The sequence below is a fragment of the Pseudomonas sp. LBUM1645 genome, from assembly GCF_059716185.1.
In genome coordinates, this window is the sequence record NZ_CP166811.1 from 4917737 (window position 1) to 4938016 (window position 20280).

Annotated in this window: 14 protein-coding genes; 5 read left to right on the forward strand and 9 right to left on the reverse strand. The window is 59.3% G+C overall.

Annotation, left to right across the window (positions count from 1 at the left end):
- Positions 1 to 57: 57 nt before the first annotated feature.
- The 3 genes from fadA to ACA079_RS22275 form a co-directional block, all read right to left on the reverse strand.
- Positions 58 to 1233, reverse strand: a complete 1176-nt coding sequence (fadA, locus tag ACA079_RS22265) for an acetyl-CoA C-acyltransferase FadA (RefSeq protein WP_008007076.1) — start codon at positions 1231 to 1233, stop codon at positions 58 to 60.
- Positions 1234 to 1262: 29 nt separating this feature from the next.
- Positions 1263 to 3410 carry a fatty acid oxidation complex subunit alpha FadB gene (gene fadB / locus ACA079_RS22270; RefSeq protein ID WP_497700967.1) on the reverse strand — a complete coding sequence of 716 codons (2148 nt, stop codon included), beginning with the start codon at positions 3408 to 3410 and terminating at the stop codon, positions 1263 to 1265.
- Positions 3411 to 3951: 541 nt separating this feature from the next.
- Positions 3952 to 4389 (reverse strand): hypothetical protein, encoded by a 438-nt coding sequence (locus tag ACA079_RS22275; protein WP_497700968.1) that lies wholly within the window; start codon positions 4387 to 4389, stop codon positions 3952 to 3954.
- Between the two features lie 104 nt (positions 4390 to 4493).
- Here ACA079_RS22275 and ACA079_RS22280 point away from each other — a divergent pair, with 104 nt between their 5' ends.
- The gene (locus tag ACA079_RS22280; protein ID WP_008151425.1) at positions 4494 to 4931 is read left to right on the forward strand and encodes a universal stress protein; all 438 of its coding nucleotides are present in this window, start codon (positions 4494 to 4496) and stop codon (positions 4929 to 4931) included.
- Between the two features lie 190 nt (positions 4932 to 5121).
- On the opposite strand, the gene ACA079_RS22285 is transcribed toward ACA079_RS22280, so the two are convergent.
- Positions 5122 to 7041, reverse strand: coding sequence for an ATP-binding cassette domain-containing protein (locus ACA079_RS22285; RefSeq protein WP_497700969.1), 1920 nt, complete (start codon positions 7039 to 7041; stop codon positions 5122 to 5124).
- Positions 7042 to 7254: 213 nt separating this feature from the next.
- On the opposite strand from ACA079_RS22285, the gene ACA079_RS22290 reads away from it, so the two are divergent.
- On the forward strand, positions 7255 to 9183 hold the full coding sequence (locus ACA079_RS22290; RefSeq protein WP_497700970.1) for a transglycosylase SLT domain-containing protein: 1929 nt from the start codon (positions 7255 to 7257) through the stop codon (positions 9181 to 9183).
- 72 nt (positions 9184 to 9255) lie between these two features.
- Here the strand turns inward: ACA079_RS22290 and ACA079_RS22295 are convergent, their stop codons facing one another.
- Together ACA079_RS22295 and ACA079_RS22300 are read right to left on the reverse strand one after the other, a co-directional pair.
- The gene (locus ACA079_RS22295; RefSeq protein ID WP_497700971.1) at positions 9256 to 10290 is read right to left on the reverse strand and encodes a Fic family protein; all 1035 of its coding nucleotides are present in this window, start codon (positions 10288 to 10290) and stop codon (positions 9256 to 9258) included.
- Between the two features lie 68 nt (positions 10291 to 10358).
- Complete coding sequence (locus ACA079_RS22300) at positions 10359 to 12134, reverse strand: ABC transporter transmembrane domain-containing protein (RefSeq protein ID WP_497700972.1); 1776 nt, start codon at positions 12132 to 12134, stop codon at positions 10359 to 10361.
- Positions 12135 to 12394: 260 nt separating this feature from the next.
- Between ACA079_RS22300 and ACA079_RS22305 the strand changes: the two genes are divergently transcribed.
- Positions 12395 to 12574: a PA1571 family protein gene (locus ACA079_RS22305; RefSeq protein WP_033061931.1), complete on the forward strand. Its 180-nt coding sequence runs from the start codon at positions 12395 to 12397 to the stop codon at positions 12572 to 12574.
- A 186-nt stretch (positions 12575 to 12760) separates the two neighbouring features.
- On the opposite strand, the gene pdxB is transcribed toward ACA079_RS22305, so the two are convergent.
- Positions 12761 to 13903, reverse strand: coding sequence for a 4-phosphoerythronate dehydrogenase PdxB (gene pdxB / locus ACA079_RS22310; protein WP_497700973.1), 1143 nt, complete (start codon positions 13901 to 13903; stop codon positions 12761 to 12763).
- Positions 13904 to 14236: 333 nt separating this feature from the next.
- On the opposite strand from pdxB, the gene ACA079_RS22315 reads away from it, so the two are divergent.
- Positions 14237 to 15646, forward strand: coding sequence for an MATE family efflux transporter (locus ACA079_RS22315; RefSeq protein WP_497700974.1), 1410 nt, complete (start codon positions 14237 to 14239; stop codon positions 15644 to 15646).
- Here ACA079_RS22315 and tusA read toward each other — a convergent pair.
- Complete coding sequence (tusA, locus tag ACA079_RS22320; RefSeq protein WP_007907805.1) at positions 15643 to 15894, reverse strand: sulfurtransferase TusA; 252 nt, start codon at positions 15892 to 15894, stop codon at positions 15643 to 15645. The two genes, ACA079_RS22315 and tusA, sit on opposite strands and share 4 nt — an antisense overlap.
- Positions 15895 to 16073: 179 nt before the next feature.
- Entirely contained in the window at positions 16074 to 17147 is a 1074-nt protein-coding gene (rlmM, locus tag ACA079_RS22325; protein ID WP_129442892.1) for a 23S rRNA (cytidine(2498)-2'-O)-methyltransferase RlmM, read from the reverse strand.
- A 222-nt stretch (positions 17148 to 17369) separates the two neighbouring features.
- On the opposite strand from rlmM, the gene acnA reads away from it, so the two are divergent.
- The gene (acnA, locus tag ACA079_RS22330; protein ID WP_497700975.1) at positions 17370 to 20111 is read left to right on the forward strand and encodes an aconitate hydratase AcnA; all 2742 of its coding nucleotides are present in this window, start codon (positions 17370 to 17372) and stop codon (positions 20109 to 20111) included.
- The last annotated feature ends 169 nt before the right edge of the window (positions 20112 to 20280 follow it).

A 20280-nucleotide genomic window follows, 5' to 3' on the forward strand; every position in this document is an offset into this window, starting at 1 on the left:
TAAATTCAGAAAAACAAAAACCGGGGCACTTGGCCCCGGCTTCCGTCAACGGAACGCTTAAACGCGTTCGAAGACGGTGGAGATGCCTTGGCCGAGACCAATGCACATGGTGGCTACCCCGAAGGTACCGCCATTTTGCTTCATCACGTTCAGCAGAGTGCCGGAGATACGCGCACCGGAGCAACCAAATGGGTGGCCCAGGGCGATGGCGCCGCCGTGCAGGTTAACCTTCTCGTTCATCTTGTCGAGCACTTTCAAATCTTTCAGCACTGGCAGGGCCTGTGCGGCGAAAGCTTCGTTGAGCTCGAAGAAGTCGATATCGTTAATGCCAAGACCCGCACGCTTCAGTGCTTTTTGTGTGGCCGGTACTGGACCATAGCCCATGATTGCCGGGTCTACACCTGCCACCGCCATCGAACGAATCACCGCCATAGGCTGAATGCCCAGGTCCTGTGCACGCTGCGCCGACATCACGATCATGCACGAAGCACCATCTGTGATTTGCGACGAAGTACCGGCTGTCACGGTGCCGCCCTTAGGGTTGAACGCTGGCTTCAGAGCCGCCAGGCTTTCCAGGGTAGTTTCCGGACGAATGGTTTCGTCGTAGTCGAACAGTTTCAGGAAACCGTTCTCGTCATAGCCCTGCATCGGGATGATTTCGTCTTTGAACTTGCCTTCCAGTGTCGCCTTGTGAGCGAGCTGGTGGGAGCGCACGCCGAAAGCGTCCTGTTGTTCGCGAGTAATGCCGTGCATTTTACCCAGCATTTCAGCGGTTAAACCCATCATGCCCGAGGCTTTCGCCGCGTACAGGGACATGTGCGGGTTCGGATCGACACCGTGCATCATGCTCACGTGACCCATATGCTCGACGCCGCCAACCACGAACACGTCACCGTTGCCGGTCATGATCGCTTGCGCAGCAGTGTGCAGAGCGCTCATCGACGAACCACACAGACGGCTGACGGTCTGGCCGGCAGCGGTGTGCGGGATCTGAGTCATCAGGGACGCCATGCGGGCGATGTTCCAGCCCTGCTCCAGGGTCTGGTTCACACAGCCCCAGATCACGTCTTCGACTTCGCTCGGATCAACCTTGACGTTGCGTTCCAGCAGTTTACTGATCAGGTGCGCCGACATGTCTTCGGCGCGGGTGTTGCGGTGCATGCCGCCCTTGGAGCGGCCCATCGGAGTACGACCGAAGTCGACAATCACGACGTCTCTAGGATTCAAGCTCATATATTCACTCTCACTCTAGTTGGGGGCGCTTAACCGAAGAACCGCTGGCCGGTTTTGGCCATTTCACGCAGTTTTGCGGTCGGGTGGTACAGCGCGCCCAAATCAGCGTACTGGTCAGCCAGGGCAACGAACTCTGCAACACCGATCGAATCGATGTAGCGCAGCGCACCGCCACGGAATGGAGGGAAACCAATACCGTAGACCAGACCCATGTCGGCTTCGGCAGCGGTTTCGACAATGCCGTCTTCCAGGCAACGCACGGTTTCCAGGCACAGCGGGATCATCATCCAGTTGATGATGTCTTCGTCGGTGACTTCACGCTGTTCGAAGACGATCGGCTTGAGCACTTCCAGTACCGACGGATCGGCGACTTTCTTCTGCTTGCCGCGCTTGTCGGTCTCGTAGGCGTAGAAGCCCTTGCCGTTCTTCTGGCCCAGGCGCTTGGCTTCGTACAGCACGTCGATGGCCGAACGACGGTCGTCTTTCATGCGATCCGGGAAACCTTCAGCCATTACGTCACGACCGTGGTGGCCAGTGTCGATGCCGACCACGTCCATCAGGTATGCCGGGCCCATTGGCCAGCCGAATTTTTCCATGACCTTGTCGATACGGACAAAGTCCACACCGGCGCTGACCAGTTTGGCGAAACCGCCGAAGTACGGGAACAGCACGCGGTTGACCAGGAAGCCCGGGCAGTCGTTGACGACGATCGGGTTCTTGCCCATTTTCTTGGCGTAGGCAACGGTGGTGGCAACTGCCAGCTCGCTGGACTTCTCGCCACGGATCACTTCTACCAGCGGCATCATGTGCACCGGGTTGAAGAAGTGCATGCCGACGAAGTTTTCCGGACGCTTGAGGGCTTTGGCCAGCAAGGTGATGGAAATGGTCGAAGTGTTGGACGCGAGGATGGTGTCCTCTTTGACCTTGTCTTCGACTTCAGCCAGAACGGCTTGCTTGACCTTAGGGTTCTCGACGACCGCTTCAACCACCAGATCAACGTGACCAAAATCACCGTAGGACAGGGTCGGACGAATGCCATTGAGTACTTCGGCCATTTTCGCCGGGGTCATGCGACCTTTATCAACGCGGCCCACCAGCAGCTTGGCGGCTTCAGCCAGACCTTGCTCGATGCCGTGCTCGTTGATGTCTTTCATCAGGATCGGCGTACCTTTGGAGGCCGACTGATAAGCGATACCGCCACCCATGATGCCAGCGCCCAATACGGCAGCCTGCTTCACGTCCTTGGCGATTTCGTCGTAGGCCTTGGCCTTTTTCTTCAGCTCCTGATCGTTCAGGAACAGACCGATCAAGCTCTGCGCGGCAGAGGTCTTGGCCAGTTTGACGAAACCGTTGGCTTCGACTTCCAGCGCCTTGTCGCGACCGAAGTTCGCGGCTTTCTGGATAGTTTTGATCGCTTCAACCGGCGCCGGGTAGTTCGGGCCAGCTTGACCGGCCACGAAACCCTTGGCGGTTTCGAACGACATCATTTGTTCGATGGCGTTGAGCTTGAGTTTTTCGAGCTTCGGCTGACGCTTGGCCTTGTAGTCGAACTCGCCGGAGATGGCGCGCTTGATCAGCTCCAAGGCAGCTTCCTGCAGTTTCTCAGGGGCAACCACTGCGTCGACTGCGCCGACTTTCAGCGCGTCGTCAGGACGGTTTTCCTTGCCGGCGGCAATCCATTCGATGGCGTTGTCGGCACCGATGATGCGCGGCAGGCGCACGGTACCGCCGAAGCCCGGGTAGATGCCCAGTTTGACTTCCGGCAGACCGATCTTGGCCTTGGTGGACATGACGCGGTAGTCCGCCGCCAGGCACATTTCCAGACCGCCACCCAGGGCGATACCGTTGATCGCGGCGACAGTCGGGACGTTGAGGTCTTCGAAATCGCTGAAAATCTTGTTGGCTTCCAGGTTGCCAGCAACAAGCTCTGCATCAGGCAGCTTGAAGTTTTCGACAAATTCGGTGATGTCGGCGCCGACGATGAACACGTCCTTGCCACTGCTGACGATCACACCCTTGATCGAAGCATCTGCCTTGATGGTGTCTACGGCCTGACGCAGTTCGTTCAGGGTTAGACGGTTGAACTTGTTGACGGACTCACCCTTGAGGTCGAATTTCAATTCGACGATGCCACTTTCAAGAGCCTTAACCGTGATGGCTTTACCTTCGTAAATCATCAACTGATCTCCACGATATGGAAGCTGAACAGTACACGCCGGACGCAGGCGAATGGCTCGGCAGGGACGGTTATCGTCAATGCTACGCCCATCCACCCGGCACACCCGCCAACGCGATAGTCGGGATTCTGTAGGAGCGGTTTGTAATACAAACGCTCAATTCATACGCCCGTTTGATTTGGGTACGTCACCTTCACGGAATTTCCGACAATTGTCAATCGCCCAAAATACGGGTTGAAACGCGACTTTCCGGTCATTTCCGTAACACGAAGACCTGCAACACGCGGCTGCATGTGAGGCCATTCATAGGATCAATAGTTAGAAAAGTCGCCCTAATTCGCTGCAGCCTATGTTTAACAAGCTACGCTGGCGGGACCTTGAGGAAAAAACATGAACGCCTTTGGGCGAATGCCCAGCGTAAGATCAGCGCCACACAGAATTACCGGCCTGCCTGGCCAACTCCAGCCCGATGATGATGTCGGGCTTTTTATTGCCTGTCTGTCGGACGTTTCGCGCCATTGCGGCGCGAAATTTCCGCGATTTATGCCAGCGCCTTCAGCACTGCATCAATATCCTGCAAAACTGTCGCTTCGCCCTTCTCGCCCCAATACAACGTGATCATTTGCTTGTCTGCTTCGACCTTGTAAACGTTGTCTGGCAACTTTTCGAAATGAATTAACAACGCCGGTTCCTCGCAAACCTCCTGCCACCGATTGACCCACACACCCGGCGCTTTTTGCCAGTAACTCCAGCACGCCGGTCGATTGCCACGCCGCGGTCGATGGTACTGGGCGCAAGGGCTCGGCGGCTCCTTGCTCAGCCAGTGCGGCCAGTCCTGAGGCGCCAGCTGCATCGCCAATCCGATGCGTCGCGCCTCCATGCGCAGGGCCATGCGGCCGCTCTGGTGGCGCGACGGCCGCAACCATGCCAGCGGACTCAGTACCACCAACAGGATTGACACCACTATCCAGACCGTCATATCTGTACTCCCGATTCTTGATGAGCGCATTGAGTCACTTTGAAAACAATGCGCTTGAAACCAGCCATACTTACCAATATTGCAACCCTCAGGAGGAGCACCTCATGCCCTACAACCACATTCTGGTCGCTGTAGATCTAACCGAAGAGTGCGATCCTGTAATCCACCGCGCTCGCGAACTGTCGGTGAGCAACGGGGCGAAGCTGTCCCTGGTGCATATTGTCGAGCCAATGGCCATGGCCTTTGGTGGCGATGTCCCCATGGACCTGTCACAACTGCAACAACAGCAGTTCGATCAGGCCAAGGAACGCCTTGACCGGCTGATCGTGAAGTATCCGGAACTCTCCAAGGAATACAGCCACCTGACCTACGGCCAGCCACGCCAGGAGATCCACCACCTGGCCAAGGAACAAACCTGCGACCTGATCGTGGTGGGCAGCCATGGCCGACACGGCCTGGCATTGCTGCTGGGCTCGACTGCCAATGACGTGCTACATGGTGCGCCCTGTGATGTGCTCGCGGTGCGCCTGATCAAAAGCTAATACTCGCAACCCTGTGGGAGCGAGCTTGCTCGCGATAGCGATCTAACATTCAACACCATTGTCGACTGTCAGTCCGTCATCGCGAGCAAGCTCGCTCCCACATTGAGCCCGTCCAGCCTCAAAAATCGCATTCCATACGAAAAGCCCGGCGCTCATCACTGAACGCCGGGCTTTTTTATAGCAGGATCAATCAGGCATCCAGCTCGGCCCAGCGCTCGACCATTACTTCGAGCTCAGCCTGCAACTGCTCCAACTGAGCGATTACTGCAGCGGTCTCGGCAGCAGGACGCTGATAGAAACCGGCATCGGCCATTTGCGCCTCAACGGTAACGATCTGCTGTTCCATGGCCTCGATCTGGCCCGGCAACATTTCCAGCTCACGCTGCAACTTGTAGCTGAGCTTCTTCTTCGCCACTGGCGCTTCGACTACAGCAGCGACTGGCGCAGCTTCAGCCGTCACGACAGCGGAGGTCAGGTCGGCTTTGCCGGACTTGCTCTCGGTCACGCCCAGCAGGCGCGGCGAGCCGCCCTGACGCAGCCAGTCCTGATAACCACCGACGTATTCGCGAACCTTGCCTTCACCTTCGAAGACCAGGGTGCTGGTGACCACGTTGTCGAGGAATGCCCGGTCGTGGCTGACCATCAGCACGGTGCCGTTGAAGGTCAGCAAGACCTCTTCCAGCAACTCGAGGGTTTCGACGTCGAGGTCGTTGGTCGGTTCGTCGAGGACCAGCAGGTTCGCCGGTTTGCTGAACAGTTTCGCCAGCAACAGACGCGCACGCTCACCACCCGACAGCGCCTTCACCGGCGTGCGGGCACGCTGCGGGCTGAACAGGAAGTCGCCGAGGTAGCTCAGCACGTGACGGCTCTGACCATCGATATCGATGAAGTCGCGACCTTCCGCAACGTTGTCAATTACGGTCTTTTCCAGGTCCAGCTGATGGCGCAACTGGTCGAAGTAGGCCACGTCGATGCGCGTCCCCTCTTCCACTGTGCCACTGGTTGGCTGCAGACCGTTGAGCATCAGCTTCAGCAGTGTGGTCTTGCCGGTACCGTTGGCGCCCAGCAGACCGATACGGTCGCCGCGCGTCAGGACCATCGAGAAATCCTTGATCAGGAACGGGCCGCCCGGGTGAGCAAAGCTCACGTTATCGAGGACCATGACCTGCTTGCCGGACTTGTCAGCGGTATCCAGCTGAATGTTGGCCTTGCCGGTGCGCTCACGACGCTCGCTACGCTCGTTGCGCAGGGCTTTCAGTGCGCGGACGCGGCCTTCGTTACGGGTGCGACGAGCCTTGATGCCCTGGCGGATCCAGACTTCTTCCTGGGCCAGTTTTTTGTCGAACAGCGCGTTGGCGGTGTCTTCAGCGGCCAGCGAGGCTTCTTTGTGCACGAGGAAACTGGCGTAGTCGCCGTTCCAGTCGATCAGGCCACCGCGATCCAGTTCGAGAATGCGGGTCGCGAGGTTCTGCAGGAATGAACGGTCGTGCGTGATGAACAGCACAGCGCCCTGGAAATCCTTCAGCGCTTCTTCGAGCCAGGCAATTGCACCAATGTCCAAGTGGTTGGTCGGTTCGTCGAGCAGCAACAGATCGGGTTCGGAAACCAGAGCCTGAGCCAGCAGGACGCGACGACGCCAGCCGCCGGACAATTCGGCGAGGGTCTTGTCGGCCGGCAACTGCAGACGGCTCAACGTGCTGTCGACCAATTGCTGCAAACGCCAGCCGTCACGGGCTTCGAGGTCGTGCTGGACGTGCATCAACTTGTCCAGGTCGGCGTCGGTGACGATGTTCTGGCTGAGGTGGTGATACTGCGCGAGCAGCTCGCCGACACCGTCCAGGCCTTCGGCCACCACGTCGAACACGGTCCGCTCGTCGGCTACCGGCAATTCTTGCGGCAATTCGCCAATCTTGAGGCCAGGTGCGCGCCAAACGGAGCCTTCATCAGGCTTCTGGTCGCCCTTGACGAGCTTCATCATGCTGGACTTGCCAGTGCCATTGCGGCCGATGATGCACACCCGCTCACCACGGGCGATCTGCCAGGACACCTTGTCCAACAACGGCATAGCGCCGAAAGCAAGGGACACATCGCTGAATTTGAGCAGGGTCATGAGCTTCTCCAAAAACCGGGCGCGCATTCTACCTGACTTGAGGCTTCAGAAGGCCGGCAATTTCACCTTCGCGACACTCTGCATGACAAATGTTGCGAACTGATGCTGACAGGCCGGCAAAGCTTTCGCCCGTTGCTGGCAAAAGGCTAAGCTACAGACAATTCAGTGCGGGCCATGCCCGCACTTGTCATGATTTCTCTGCCCGGACGTCTCATGCGCAGTCGCCTTTTCAGTCTTTTATCCTGTTTTCTTCTTTCTGCCACTGCCGTTCAAACCGCCCAGGCGGTGGACCTGTCCACCCAACGCCAGTATTACGATGAAGCCAAGCGTGCCCTCGCCAAGGGGGATACCGGCCCTTATTTCCGTTACAGCCAGGCCCTCAGCGATTACCCGCTGGAGCCGTACCTGGCGTATGACGAGCTGACCGCTCGCCTTAAAACCGCGAGCAATGCCGAAATCGAGAAATTCCTCGCCGAGCACGGTGACCTGCCCCAGGCCAACTGGATGAAGTTACGCTGGTTGCGTTGGCTGGCCGAACGTGGCGACTGGGCGACCTTCGTCAAGTACTACGACCCCAAGCTCAATTTCACCGAACTGGACTGCCTGAACGCTCAGTATCAGATCGGGCATAACCAGAAAGCCGAAGGTTACGCCAACGCCAATAAACTCTGGCTGACCGGCAAATCCCAACCCGCCGCGTGCGATGCACTGTTCGGGCAATGGGCTGCCGAAGGCCAGTTGACCGAGCAGAAACGCTGGGAGCGCACCAAACTTGCCGCCCAGGCACGCAACTATCCGTTGGCCAACAGCCTGGTCAACGGCCTGACCACCCTCGCCCCTCGCGGCCGCTTGCTGGTGGATGTGGCGCAGAAACCCGAACTGCTCAACCAGCCTTCACGCTTCACCCCGGCCGATGAGCCGATGTCTGACGTGGTCAGCCTTGGTCTGCGCCGCCTGGCCAAGCAAGACCCGGACAAGGCCATGGAGCTGCTCGACGGTTACGCCAGCAGCATGCACTTCTCCCGTGATGAGAAAGTGGCCATCGCCCGTGAAATTGGCCTGACCCTCGCCCGCCGCTTCGACCCTCGCGCGCTGGACGTGATGACCAAGTACGACCCGGAACTGCGTGACAACACGGTTTCCGAATGGCGCTTGCGTCTGCTGCTGCGCCTTGCCCGCTGGGACGATGCCTATCAATTGACTCGCCGTTTGCCGCAGGATCTGGCGACCACCAACCGCTGGCGCTATTGGCAGGCCCGCAGCCTGGAACTGGCGCAGCCGCAGAACCCGGAAGCGCAGACGCTGTATAAGGGCCTCGCCCGCGAGCGTGATTTTTACGGCTTCCTCGCGGCGGATCGCTCGCAGTTGCCCTACTCGCTGAACAACAAACCGCTGGTGCTCAGCCAAGCGCTGATCAACAAGGTCCGCAATACCCCAGGCGTGCGTCGGGCGCTCGAGTTTCACGCTCGCGGACAGATCGTCGATGGTCGCCGCGAGTGGTACCACGTCAGCCGCCACTTCAGCCGCGACGAAATGGTCGCCCAGGCGAAACTGGCCTACGATCTGAAATGGTATTTCCCGGCGATCCGCACCATCAGTCAGGCGCAATACTGGGACGACCTGGACATCCGCTTCCCGATGGCCCACCGCGAAACCCTGGTGCGCGAAGCCAAGGTTCGCGGCCTGCACTCGAGCTGGGTGTTCGCCATCACTCGCCAGGAAAGTGCCTTCATGGCCGACGCCCGTTCCGGCGTCGGCGCCAGCGGCCTGATGCAACTGATGCCCGGCACCGCCAAGGAAACTGCGCGCAAATTCAGCATTCCACTGGCCTCGCCGCAGCAAGTGTTCGATCCGGACAAGAACATCCAGCTCGGCGCCGCTTACCTGAGCCAGGTCCACAGCCAGTTCAACGGCAACCGCGTCCTCGCCTCCGCCGCCTACAACGCCGGCCCCGGCCGCGTGCGTCAATGGCTGCGCGGTGCGGACCACCTGAGCTTCGACGTCTGGGTGGAAAGCATCCCGTTCGACGAAACCCGCCAGTACGTGCAAAACGTGCTGTCGTACTCGGTGATCTACGGCCAGAAGCTCAACTCACCGCAACCGCTGGTGGATTGGCATGAGCGCTACTTTGACGATCAATGAGCCTGCTCTGAAGCGCTGACAAAAATGCCCGCATCGATTGATGCGGGCATTTTTTATTCGCGCCCAGAACGTCTACGCAGACTTGAGCCGTGCGGCAATCCGTTTGCCATGCGGGGTCAGACGATATTTTTGAGCTGGGCTGCTTGGCGACTCGGGATTGGTCATTTCAATCAAATCGGCAGCCAATGCCGGCCTGAGGTAGTTAGCCCGAAAGGTCGCCTTGTGAGCCAAACCGAGCTCAGTCATTAAGTCGCTGATTTTAAGTGGACCGTTAACATGGAGCGCTGAAAGCAATTTCCCTACTGGGTCGCTTACCAGGTCGGTTACTGGGTCGGTTACTGATTCACTAAGGGCCGCTTCCTCAAGCGCGAGACTCAATGCTTGCAGCATGAACTCGACAAAAGGCGTCGACTCAGCCAACTGATCGGCCGCCGACAATGCCGCGTAATAAGCGTCCTGCTGCTCTCGAATGACCGCTTCGACAGGCAAATAAGCCAACAACGGTCGCCATTGACTGAGTATCAAAGTCTGCCAAAGACGCCCCATGCGTCCATTGCCGTCGGCGAAGGGATGGATAAACTCGAATTCGTAATGGAAGACGCAACTAATGATCAGCGGATGCCAATCAGAAGCACCAAGCCACGCCAGCAAGTCTTCAATCAATTGCGCAACGCGACTCGGCGGCGGGGCCATATGGACCAGTTTATCGCCACGGTAAATGCCCACACCGGCTCGACGAAACTGCCCGCAGTCGTCAATCAATCCCCCCATCAGCAACTCATGGGCAAAAAGCAAGTCAGCTCGGCGACTCGGCTGCCACTCCGGCATAGCTTCATAAGCCGCAAAAGCGTTGCGCACTTCCTGGATTTCTCGCGGTAGACCAAGCACATGCTGCCCCGCCAGAACAGCCGTCACCTGCTCGATGCTCAGGGTGTTGTTCTCAATCGCTAGAGAAGCCTGAATCGTACGAATCCTATTGCTGCGACGCAGTTGAGGCGTCTGCCGACGATCATCCACAGCCGAAAGCTGACCGATCTGCTCACTGATCTCGGCGACCAACGCCAGCATTTTGGTGGTCAAGGTCAACGGAGGTTGATAACGGCTCATATCCTTTTCCAGGCTCGCAACTGTGGCCGACATAATGCCCGACCCCGGCAGCATTCAGCAGCACTCATTCACGCGGCCTCATGTCCATCGTTAAACTGCAACGCCGCCAACCGCGCATACAACGCGTTGCTCGCAATCAATTCCTGATGCGTCCCCACCGCCACCAGTTTCCCTTGGTCCATCACCGCGATCCGGTCAGCGTTTTTCACCGTGGCCAGCCGGTGGGCGATGACCAGCGTGGTGCGGTTTTTCATCAGGCTTGGCAGGGCTTGCTGGATCAGGTGTTCGCTATGGGCGTCGAGGGCGCTGGTGGCTTCGTCCAGCAGCAGGATCGGCGCGTCCACCAGCAATGCCCGGGCGATGGCCAGGCGTTGGCGTTGACCGCCGGACAAACCGAGGCCACCGTCGCCAAGATGGGTCTGGTAGCCGCTGGGCATTTGTTCGATGAAGTCGTGGGCATAAGCGATTTTCGCCGCTTCCTGAACCTGGGCCAGGGTTGCCGTCGGATTGCCGTAGCGGATGTTCTCTTCGATGCTGCCAAAGAACAGCGCCGGGGATTGCGAGACCAGGGCGAAGCAGCGGCGCAGGTCCAACGGATCGAGTTGAGTCAGCGGCACGCCATCGAGCAGGATGCGTCCTTCGGCCGGGTCGTAAAAGCGCAGCAGCAAGTCATACACCGTCGACTTGCCGGCACCGGACGGCCCGACCAACGCGAGGGTTTCACCGGCATTGATCGTCAGATTCAAACCATCGACCGCATAGCTTTCGGGACGCGACGGATAGGAAAAGCGCACGTCTTGCAGCACCAGGTCACCCTTCACCCGTTCAGGCAAGGTCACCAGGCCAGTGGTCGGTGGTCGGATGATGTTTTCCGAGCGCAGCAACTCGGCAATCCGCTCGGCGGCGCCGGCCGCACGCTGCAGTTCGCCGATCACTTCGCTCAACGTGCCGAATGCGCTGCCGACAATCAGGCTGTAAAACACAAACGCCGCCAGCTCGCCCGCGGAAATCCGCCCGGCGATGACATCCATTCCGCCGACCCAGAGCATCACCCCGACCGCGCCAAGCACCAGCACGATCACCAGGGTAATCAGCCAGGCCCGCTGGAAGATCCGCTTGCGAGCGGTGTTGAAGGCCTCCTCCACCGTTACGGCAAAGCGCTGCTCGTCCTGGATCTGATGGTTGTAGGCCTGCACGGTTTTGATCTGGCCCAGGGTTTCGGAAACATAGCTGCCGATATCGGCAATCCGGTCCTGGCTCAGGCGCGACAGGCTACGCACCCGACGGCCGAAGATCAGGATCGGCGCGATCACCAACGGCAACGCGACCACCACGATGCTGGTGAGCTTGGGGTTGGTGATGAACAGCAGGACGATCCCGCCGATCACCATCAACAGATTGCGCAAAAACAGCGACAGCGAAGAGCCGATCACCGATTGCAGCAGCGTGGTGTCAGCGGTCAATCGCGACTGGATCTCGGAGCTGCGGTTGTCTTCGTAGAACCCTGGGTGCAGGTAGATCAGATGATTGAACACCTGACGACGAATGTCCGCGACGACGCGTTCGCCGATCCATGAGACCAGGTAAAAACGCGCGAAGGTGCCAATCGCCAGCCCGACCACCAGCAACATAAACAGACCGATGGACTGGTTGAGCAAATGCGGCGACTGGGTCATGAAACCCTGATCCACCAGCAGGCGAATCCCCTGCCCCATGGACAAGGTGATGCCCGCCGTGACGATCAATGCGAGCAAGGCACCGACGGCCGGCCAGCGATAAGGCGCGATAAAACGCAGGGCCAAGCGCATGGCGCGCCGTTGACGGGACGACAGGATGGAGATCATTCGATGGCGCAACCAGTAGGGTTTGACGCGATCAAGCCTACACCGGTCGATGGGCTTGATCGCTGTAAATCATAATGAGTCAGGTTAAATATGACCGCAAAGCCTATGCCCTAGACGGTATTGGTCTAAAGTCCGGGTGGCAACACCGCGTTATTTCTGGTGGACTGATGTTGCCGCCTTGGAAAGATCGTAGGGAGTTGTCATAGCCCGGTCACCTGGCGGTTCTACAGTAAGCACACAACCTGATGAGGAGACAGGCCATGTCCTTGCAAAACAGCAGCGAAGACAAGATTGAAGTGATCCGCACGCAGCCAGACCAGTCTCTGGGTTGCTCGATTATCGATAAGGATGGGCGCGAAGTACCGATCACTGAAGGCATGATCCAGGACGCTTGCCGCGAACTGGAAAAGCGATTGGTCAAGCCTGCCGAACAAAAGTGATATAGCCACCGTCTTCTTGACCCGGCCTTTGACGGCCGGGTTTTTTATGGGTGCCTGTTTATATGGACTGGGTAGGAGCTGCCGCAGGCTGCGATCTTTTGATCCTGGCTTTTGATTGCCGAGGATCACAAGCAAGATCAAAAGATCGCAGCCTGCGGCAGCTCCTACAGGGGGCTGGTCAGGACTTTAGATTGCTGTTGCGCCCAACGCCGCCACAATCCTCTGCAACTCAGGCGAATCTCCATCAATGCGCACCTGCAACCCATCAATCTCACGCCGCAACGGATAATGCTTGCGCAGTGAATCGAACGCTGCACGCTGCTCATTCACATTGCCTACAAGGCTGCGACGGAAATCCGCATCGTCGCGGCGCGGGTCGTACACGCCACGGCACAACATGGCCAGCGACCAGGCCGGATCGCTGTTAGCGTTCAAGGTCACTTGCGACAACCAGGGTGCGGGCAGCAAATCGTTCAAGCTGATCTGGGCCGGTTGCCCGAGAAAATCGCAATACGCCTGATAAATCTGCGCGGTGCCACGCTGTCTGCCGTCGAGGCTGTAACCGGCAATGTGCGGCGTCGCCAGCACGCAGAGTTCGGCCAGTGCCACATCGACCTCGGGCTCACCTTCCCAGACATCCAGCACTGCTTGCAGGTCCTCGCGTTGCAGCAGCACCTGGCGCAGCGCGGCGTTGTCCACCACCGGGCCACGACTGGCGTTGATCAGCCAGGTGCCGGGTTTGAGCTGGTTCAAACGGTTTTTATCGAACAGATGCCAGGTCGACTGGGCGCCGTGTTTCTTCAACGGCGTGTGCAGGCTGATGACATCGCACTGCTCGATGATCTGTTCGAGGCTGACGTAATCGCCACCTTCAGCGGCTTGCCTTGGCGGATCGCAAACCAGCACGTTCCAGCCCAGACCTTGCAGAACCTTGACCAAGCGGCCGCCCACTTCACCGGCACCGACGACGCCGTAGGTGCGTTGAGTCAGGTCGGCGCCTTCGATTTCGGCCAGGGTCAGCAGACTGCCGAGCACGTAGTCGACCACGCCCCGGGCGTTGCAGCCGGGCGCGCTGGACCAGGTGATGCCGGCCCGCTGAAAGTAATCCAGATCCAGGTGATCGGTGCCGATGGTGCAGGTGCCGACAAAGCGTACCTTGCTGCCTTCGAGCAACGCGCGGTTAACGTTGGTCACCGAGCGCACCAGCAGCACATCGGCCTGTTCGACGGTGGCGCGGTCAATGGAACGTCCCGGCACCCGGCGGATTTCACCGAAACCTTCGAAGAAGGCATCGAGCAGCGGGATATTTTCGTCGGCAACAATCAGCATGGCAGGCTCCTTTGGCGGATCGGCAGTGTAGGCGGAGATGGCCGTAGTGGGCCAGCAAGCATTAAGGATCACCATGGTCCTGTGGCGAGGGGATTTATCCCCGTTGGGTCGCGCAGCGGCCCCTATTCCTGAATCCACGTTATTACAGACACACCGCGTGCACAGGTTCTGGGACTGCTTCGCAGCCCAACGGGGATAAATCCCCTCGCCACAGGGGATCTCGAACACCACTAGACGTCGATTACAAATCGCTAACACAGGACTTTTCCTGACCACTGCGTCAGGGCGTAGAATGCGCCGCCTTGCGCATCAACATCTTTGGACGTTTCGCCTTTGAATTCCGTGACTGACCGCCCCGCAGCTATTTCCCTCACCCGTCCGGCCCGGGTTCGCCTGGAGCTGAAAAACCTGCTCGGCCTGGCCTTGCCGATCATGATCGCGCAACTGGCGACCACCGCCATGGGCTTCGTCGATGCAGTGATGGCGGGTCGGGTCGGGCCGCGTGACTTGGCGGCCGTGGCGCTGGGCAACTCGATCTGGGTGCCGGTGTTTCTGTTGATGACCGGCACGCTGCTGGCCACTACCCCGAAAGTCGCGCAGCGTTTCGGCGCCGGCACCCACAGCGAAATCGGCCCGATCGTGCGCCAGGCACTGTGGCTGGCATTGGTGGTGGGTTTGATGGCGACCGGCATGTTGTTCAGCGCCGAACCGATTCTGCACATCATGAAGGTCGATCCCGAACTGATCGGCCCGTGCATGCAATACCTGCATGGCATCGCCAGCGGGTTGCCCGCCGTCGCGTTCTACCATGTGCTGCGCTGTTTCAGTGACGGCCTGGGACGCACGCGTCCGGCCATGGTGTTGGGCCTGTGCGGGCTGGCGCTGAACATTCCGCTGAACTACGTCTTCATCTATGGCCACTTTGGTGTGCCTGCCATGGGCGGTGTCGGTTGCGGTTGGGCCACGGCGATCGTGATGTGGGTGATGGCTCTGGGCATGGCCGGGTGGGAGCGCTGGGCGCCGGCGTATCAGTCGAGTCAGTTGTTCAGCCGTTTCGACTGGCCGCAGTGGTCGGTGATCAAGCGCCTGCTGGGCATCGGCCTGCCGATCGGCATCGCGGTGTTCGCCGAGTCGAGCATCTTCGCTGTCATTGCGCTGCTGATCGGCAGCCTCGGCGCGACGGTAGTGGCCGGGCACCAGATCGCGCTGAACTTCAGCTCGCTGGTGTTCATGATCCCCTACTCCCTCGGCATGGCCGTGACCGTGCGGGTTGGCCAGGCGCTCGGCCGTCAGGAACCGCGTGAAGCACGCTTCGCCGCCGGTGTCGGCATGGGCACGGCGCTGGCCTATGCGTGCATTTCCGCGAGCATGATGCTGTTGCTGCGTGAACACATCGCAACGATCTACACGGCTGATCCGACGGTGATTCATGTCGCTGCGATGCTGATTGTTTATTCGGCGCTGTTCCAGTTTTCCGATGCGATCCAGGTGACGGCTGCCGGCGCGTTGCGCGGCTATCAGGACACTCGGGTGACGATGATCCTGACGCTGTTCGCTTACTGGGGGATTGGTTTGCCGGTGGGTTACGCACTGGGCCTGACCGATTGGTTCGGCGCGCCGAGCGGCCCGAGCGGGCTGTGGCAGGGTTTGATCGTGGGCTTGAGTTGCGCGGCGCTGATGCTGTCGATCCGCCTGACGCGCAGTGCACGCAAGCGGATCCGCATCAGTCAGTCGGCGGGTTAAGCGAGTTTCTTGCGGATCCAGTAGAGGTAGGTGCCTGCCTCTTCGTGCTGCGCCACCAGTTCGTGGTCGAGAAACACGCAGAACTTGGGAATGTCGCGACGGGTCGACGGGTCGGTGGCAATCACCTTGAGCAGGCCGCCGGGCACCAGGTCACGAATGTGCTGGTGCAGCATCATCACCGGTTCCGGGCAGTTGAGGCCGGTGGCGTCGAGGGTGCCGTCAACCGGCGTATCAATCATTTCACTCATGATTCACTCCTGAAACTTGCCGGCATTGTCGCGCATTACCGGGTGTTCGGCCATCTGTGGCATAACGCCGTCCCCTGTGGGAGCGAGCTTGCTTGCGATAGCGGTGTATCAGTCAACAAAGATGTTGAATGTGATGGCCTCATCGCGAGCAAGCTCGCTCCCACAGGGGTCCGTGCGCATCAGCGGGATTTCGGTTTCTTTACGTCGAGTCGGCGCAGGTGGCAGGTCACTTCTTCACGGTCGTGATAAAGCTGCTTGCAGCCGATCTCGACCCGAATGCCGCGTTCCTTGAACCCGTCGGCAATGCGCTCCAGCAAGCGCTTCACTTCGGCGTAACGCTGTTTCATCGGCAGTTTGAGGTTGACCACCGCTTCGCGGCAATGCCCCTCGCCAATCCATTCTTCCAGCATCGCGGCGTTGCGCGCCGGTTTCTCGACGATGTCGCAGACCATCCAGTCCACCGGTTGCTTGGGCTTGAAGGTGAAACCGTCAGCCATCAAGTGTTGCACCAGACCAGTGTCCATCAGGCTTTCGGCCATCGGGCCGTTGTCGATCGCCGTCACCAGCATGCCGCGGTTGACCAGTTGCCAGGTCCAGCCGCCGGGAGCAGCGCCAAGGTCGACGCCAGTCATGTCGCTGTGCAGACGCTCATCCCACTGATCGCGAGGGATGAAATGGTGCCACGCCTCCTCCAGTTTCAGCGTCGAACGGCTCGGCGCCTCACGCGGAAACTTCAGCCGCGGAATGCCCATCGGCCACATCGCCGAGTTGTTCGACTCGGCCAGCCCCATGAACACTTCGCGGCCACTTTTGAAGGTCAGCAGCAGACGCGGTTTGTGGGCATCTTCAACCAGTTTGCCAGCGGCCATCAGCGCCTTGCGCAGGTGACCTTCGAACTTCTTGCAGAAGTTCGACAGTTCCTTGCCATCGTTGGTGTCGACCATTTCCAGCCACAGGCTGCCGCACAGCGGGAAGTCTGCCATGTGGGCAAGGATCACACTGATGCGGTCGGTTTCCGGCAGATCGATGAAGATCCCGCGAGCCCATTGGCGCGGGAAGATCAGATCGGCGAAACGCTGGCCACGCATCAGACGCTCGGCGCCGTCTTCTTCGGTGCAAATGAATTCGGCGCAGGCGCTGGCGGTCTTGGCCTTGGCATAACCGGCCACGTTCAGCCGCGCGGCGTGTTCGGAAATCTCGGAACAGACTTCGCTTTCGAAGCCCGGCCGGCAATGCATAAAGAGGGTGTTCATTCTTACTCCTGGGCAGATGGCGAGAAATTCAACCACTGCGCGATGCCCAGACTTGCGTTGAAGCAAAGCCTGTCACGAAAACCGGCGCATGATAGCCGAGTTCGGAACCTTGGACTTGCCGATAGAGTCCAGTTATTAGCCAGCTACTTAAAACAGGGCTAGTTTTAATGCTCTGCCCGTCCCCTCAGTCCGTAGCCGTGCGGACTCAAAGGAGTGATCGTAATGCCGTCCCTTAATAGCCTGAACACCCTTAAAACCCTGCAAGTCGACGACAAGACCTACCATTATTTCAGTCTGCCCGACGCTGCCAAAAGCCTCGGTGATCTCGACAAGCTACCAATGTCGTTGAAAGTGCTGCTGGAAAACCTGCTGCGCTGGGAAGATGAAAAAACCGTCACCGGCGCCGACCTCAGGGCGATTGCCGCCTGGCTCAAGGAGCGTCGCTCCGACCGTGAAATTCAGTACCGTCCCGCGCGGGTATTAATGCAGGACTTTACCGGCGTTCCCGCCGTGGTCGACCTGGCCGCCATGCGCGCCGCGATGGCGAAGGCCGGCGGCGACCCGCAGCGAATCAATCCGCTCTCCCCGGTGGATCTGGTGATCGACCACTCGGTGATGGTCGACAAATTCGCCAGCAGCAGCGCCTTCGAACAGAACGTCGACATTGAAATGCAGCGCAATGGTGAACGTTATGCGTTCCTGCGCTGGGGCCAAAGCGCCTTCGACAACTTCAGCGTGGTGCCGCCGGGCACCGGCATCTGTCACCAGGTGAATCTGGAATACCTGGGGCGCACGGTCTGGACCAAGGACGAGGACGGCCGCACGTATGCCTTCCCCGACACACTGGTCGGCACCGACTCCCACACCACCATGATCAACGGCCTCGGCGTGCTCGGTTGGGGCGTCGGCGGGATCGAAGCGGAAGCGGCGATGCTGGGCCAACCGGTGTCGATGCTGATCCCGGAAGTGATCGGCTTCAAACTCACCGGCAAGCTCAAGGAAGGCATCACCGCCACCGACCTGGTGCTGACCGTCACCCAAATGCTGCGCAAGAAAGGTGTGGTCGGCAAATTCGTCGAGTTCTACGGCGATGGCCTCGCCGACCTGCCGCTGGCCGACCGCGCAACCATCGCCAACATGGCCCCGGAATACGGCGCCACCTGCGGCTTCTTCCCGGTGGATGACATCACCCTGGAATACCTGCGTTTATCCGGCCGCCCCAGCGAGACCGTGAAACTGGTCGAGGCCTACAGCAAAGCCCAGGGTCTGTGGCGTCTGCCGGGCCAGGAACCGGCGTTCACCGACAGCCTGGCGCTGGACATGGGCAGCGTCGAAGCCAGCCTTGCCGGGCCGAAACGCCCACAGGACCGGGTATCGCTGCCAAATGTTGCGCAAGCGTTCACTGACTTCATCGACCTGCAATTCAAGCCCACCAGCAAGGAAGTCGGTCGTCTCGAAAGTGAAGGCGGCGGTGGCGTCGCAGTGGGCAATGCCGATCTGGCCGGTGAAGCCGACTACGAATACGACGGTCAGGTTTATCGATTGAAAAACGGCGCAGTGGTGATCGCCGCGATCACCTCCTGCACCAACACCTCCAACCCGAGCGTGATGATGGCCGCCGGCCTGGTGGCGAAGAAAGCCGTGGAAAAAGGCCTGAAGCGCAAACCGTGGGTCAAGAGTTCGCTGGCCCCAGGCTCGAAAGTGGTCACCGACTACTACAAGGCTGCCGGCCTGACCCAGTACCTTGATGAACTGGGTTTTGCTTTGGTCGGTTACGGCTGCACCACGTGCATCGGCAACTCCGGGCCATTGGCGGAGCCGATCGAAAAAGCCATTCAGGCCGCCGACCTGACCGTCGCCTCGGTGCTGTCGGGCAACCGCAACTTCGAAGGTCGCGTGCATCCGCTGGTGAAAACCAACTGGCTGGCCTCCCCACCGCTGGTCGTCGCCTATGCGTTGGCCGGGACGGTGCGCATCGACATCAGCAGCGAACCTTTGGGTACCGACAAAGAGGGCAATCTGGTTTATCTGCGGGACATCTGGCCGAGTACCAAAGAGATCGCCGACGCGGTGAACCAGGTCAACACCGCGATGTTCCACAAGGAATACGCCGAAGTGTTTGCCGGCGACGAGCAATGGCAGGCGATTGAAGTGCCGCAAGCGGCGACGTATGTCTGGCAGGACGATTCGACTTACATCCAGCACCCACCGTTCTTCGATGACATCGGCGGCCCACCGCCGGTGGTCAAGGACGTCGCCGGTACCAGAGTCCTCGCATTGCTCGGCGATTCGGTAACCACCGACCACATCTCCCCGGCCGGCAACATCAAGGCCGACAGCCCCGCAGGCCATTACTTGCGCGAGAAAGGCGTGGAACCACGGGACTTCAACTCCTATGGTTCGCGTCGCGGCAACCACGAAGTGATGATGCGCGGCACCTTTGCCAACATCCGCATTCGTAACGAAATGCTCGGCGGTGAAGAAGGCGGCAATACGATTTACATTCCCACCGGGGAGAGGATGCCGATCTACGATGCGGCGATGCGTTATCAAGCCTCGGGCACGCCGCTGGTGGTAATTGCCGGGCAAGAATACGGCACCGGCTCGAGTCGCGACTGGGCAGCCAAGGGCACCAATCTGCTGGGGGTCAAAGCGGTCATCGCCGAGAGCTTCGAACGGATTCACCGCTCCAATCTGGTGGGCATGGGCGTGTTGCCGTTGCAGTTCAAGCTGGATCAAAACCGCAAGAGCCTGAACCTGACCGGCAAGGAGACGCTGGATATTCTGGGTTTGACCGGCGTAGAGCTGACGCCGCGGATGAACCTGACGCTGGTGATCACCCGTGAAAACGGCAGCCGCGAGAAAGTCGAGGTGTTGTGCCGGATCGATACCCTGAATGAGGTGGAGTACTTCAAATCGGGGGGGATTTTGCATTACGTGCTGCGACAGTTGATTGCGTCGTAACTGACGCACAAACAAAAACACCGCCATCGCAGGCGGTGTTTTTTTGTGCGCCCTTTAAAAGGACAGAGACTTGGCAGAGCCGAAACTAATACTCAGTATTCCCTTCAATCTTGAAATGCTGAGCCCAACCATTCATCGAAGTAACAAAAGCCAAAACGGGTACCAGCAT

Excerpts from the sequence above, each read along its gene's own strand:
- tusA (WP_007907805.1), bottom strand. The coding sequence starts at position 15,894 with ATGAGTGAAATGATTGATACGCCGGTTGACGGCACCCTCGACGCCACC.
- pdxB (WP_497700973.1), bottom strand. The coding sequence starts at position 13,903 with ATGCTGATTGTTGCCGACGAAAATATCCCGCTGCTCGATGCCTTCTTC.
- ACA079_RS22275 (WP_497700968.1), bottom strand. The coding sequence starts at position 4,389 with ATGACGGTCTGGATAGTGGTGTCAATCCTGTTGGTGGTACTGAGTCCG.
- rlmM (WP_129442892.1), bottom strand. The coding sequence starts at position 17,147 with ATGAACACCCTCTTTATGCATTGCCGGCCGGGCTTCGAAAGCGAAGTC.
- ACA079_RS22295 (WP_497700971.1), bottom strand. The coding sequence starts at position 10,290 with ATGAGCCGTTATCAACCTCCGTTGACCTTGACCACCAAAATGCTGGCG.
- fadA (WP_008007076.1), bottom strand. The coding sequence starts at position 1,233 with ATGAGCTTGAATCCTAGAGACGTCGTGATTGTCGACTTCGGTCGTACT.
- ACA079_RS22305 (WP_033061931.1), top strand. The coding sequence starts at position 12,395 with ATGTCCTTGCAAAACAGCAGCGAAGACAAGATTGAAGTGATCCGCACG.
- ACA079_RS22285 (WP_497700969.1), bottom strand. The coding sequence starts at position 7,041 with ATGACCCTGCTCAAATTCAGCGATGTGTCCCTTGCTTTCGGCGCTATG.
- ACA079_RS22290 (WP_497700970.1), top strand. The coding sequence starts at position 7,255 with ATGCGCAGTCGCCTTTTCAGTCTTTTATCCTGTTTTCTTCTTTCTGCC.
- acnA (WP_497700975.1), top strand. The coding sequence starts at position 17,370 with ATGCCGTCCCTTAATAGCCTGAACACCCTTAAAACCCTGCAAGTCGAC.
- ACA079_RS22300 (WP_497700972.1), bottom strand. The coding sequence starts at position 12,134 with ATGATCTCCATCCTGTCGTCCCGTCAACGGCGCGCCATGCGCTTGGCC.
- ACA079_RS22280 (WP_008151425.1), top strand. The coding sequence starts at position 4,494 with ATGCCCTACAACCACATTCTGGTCGCTGTAGATCTAACCGAAGAGTGC.
- fadB (WP_497700967.1), bottom strand. The coding sequence starts at position 3,410 with ATGATTTACGAAGGTAAAGCCATCACGGTTAAGGCTCTTGAAAGTGGC.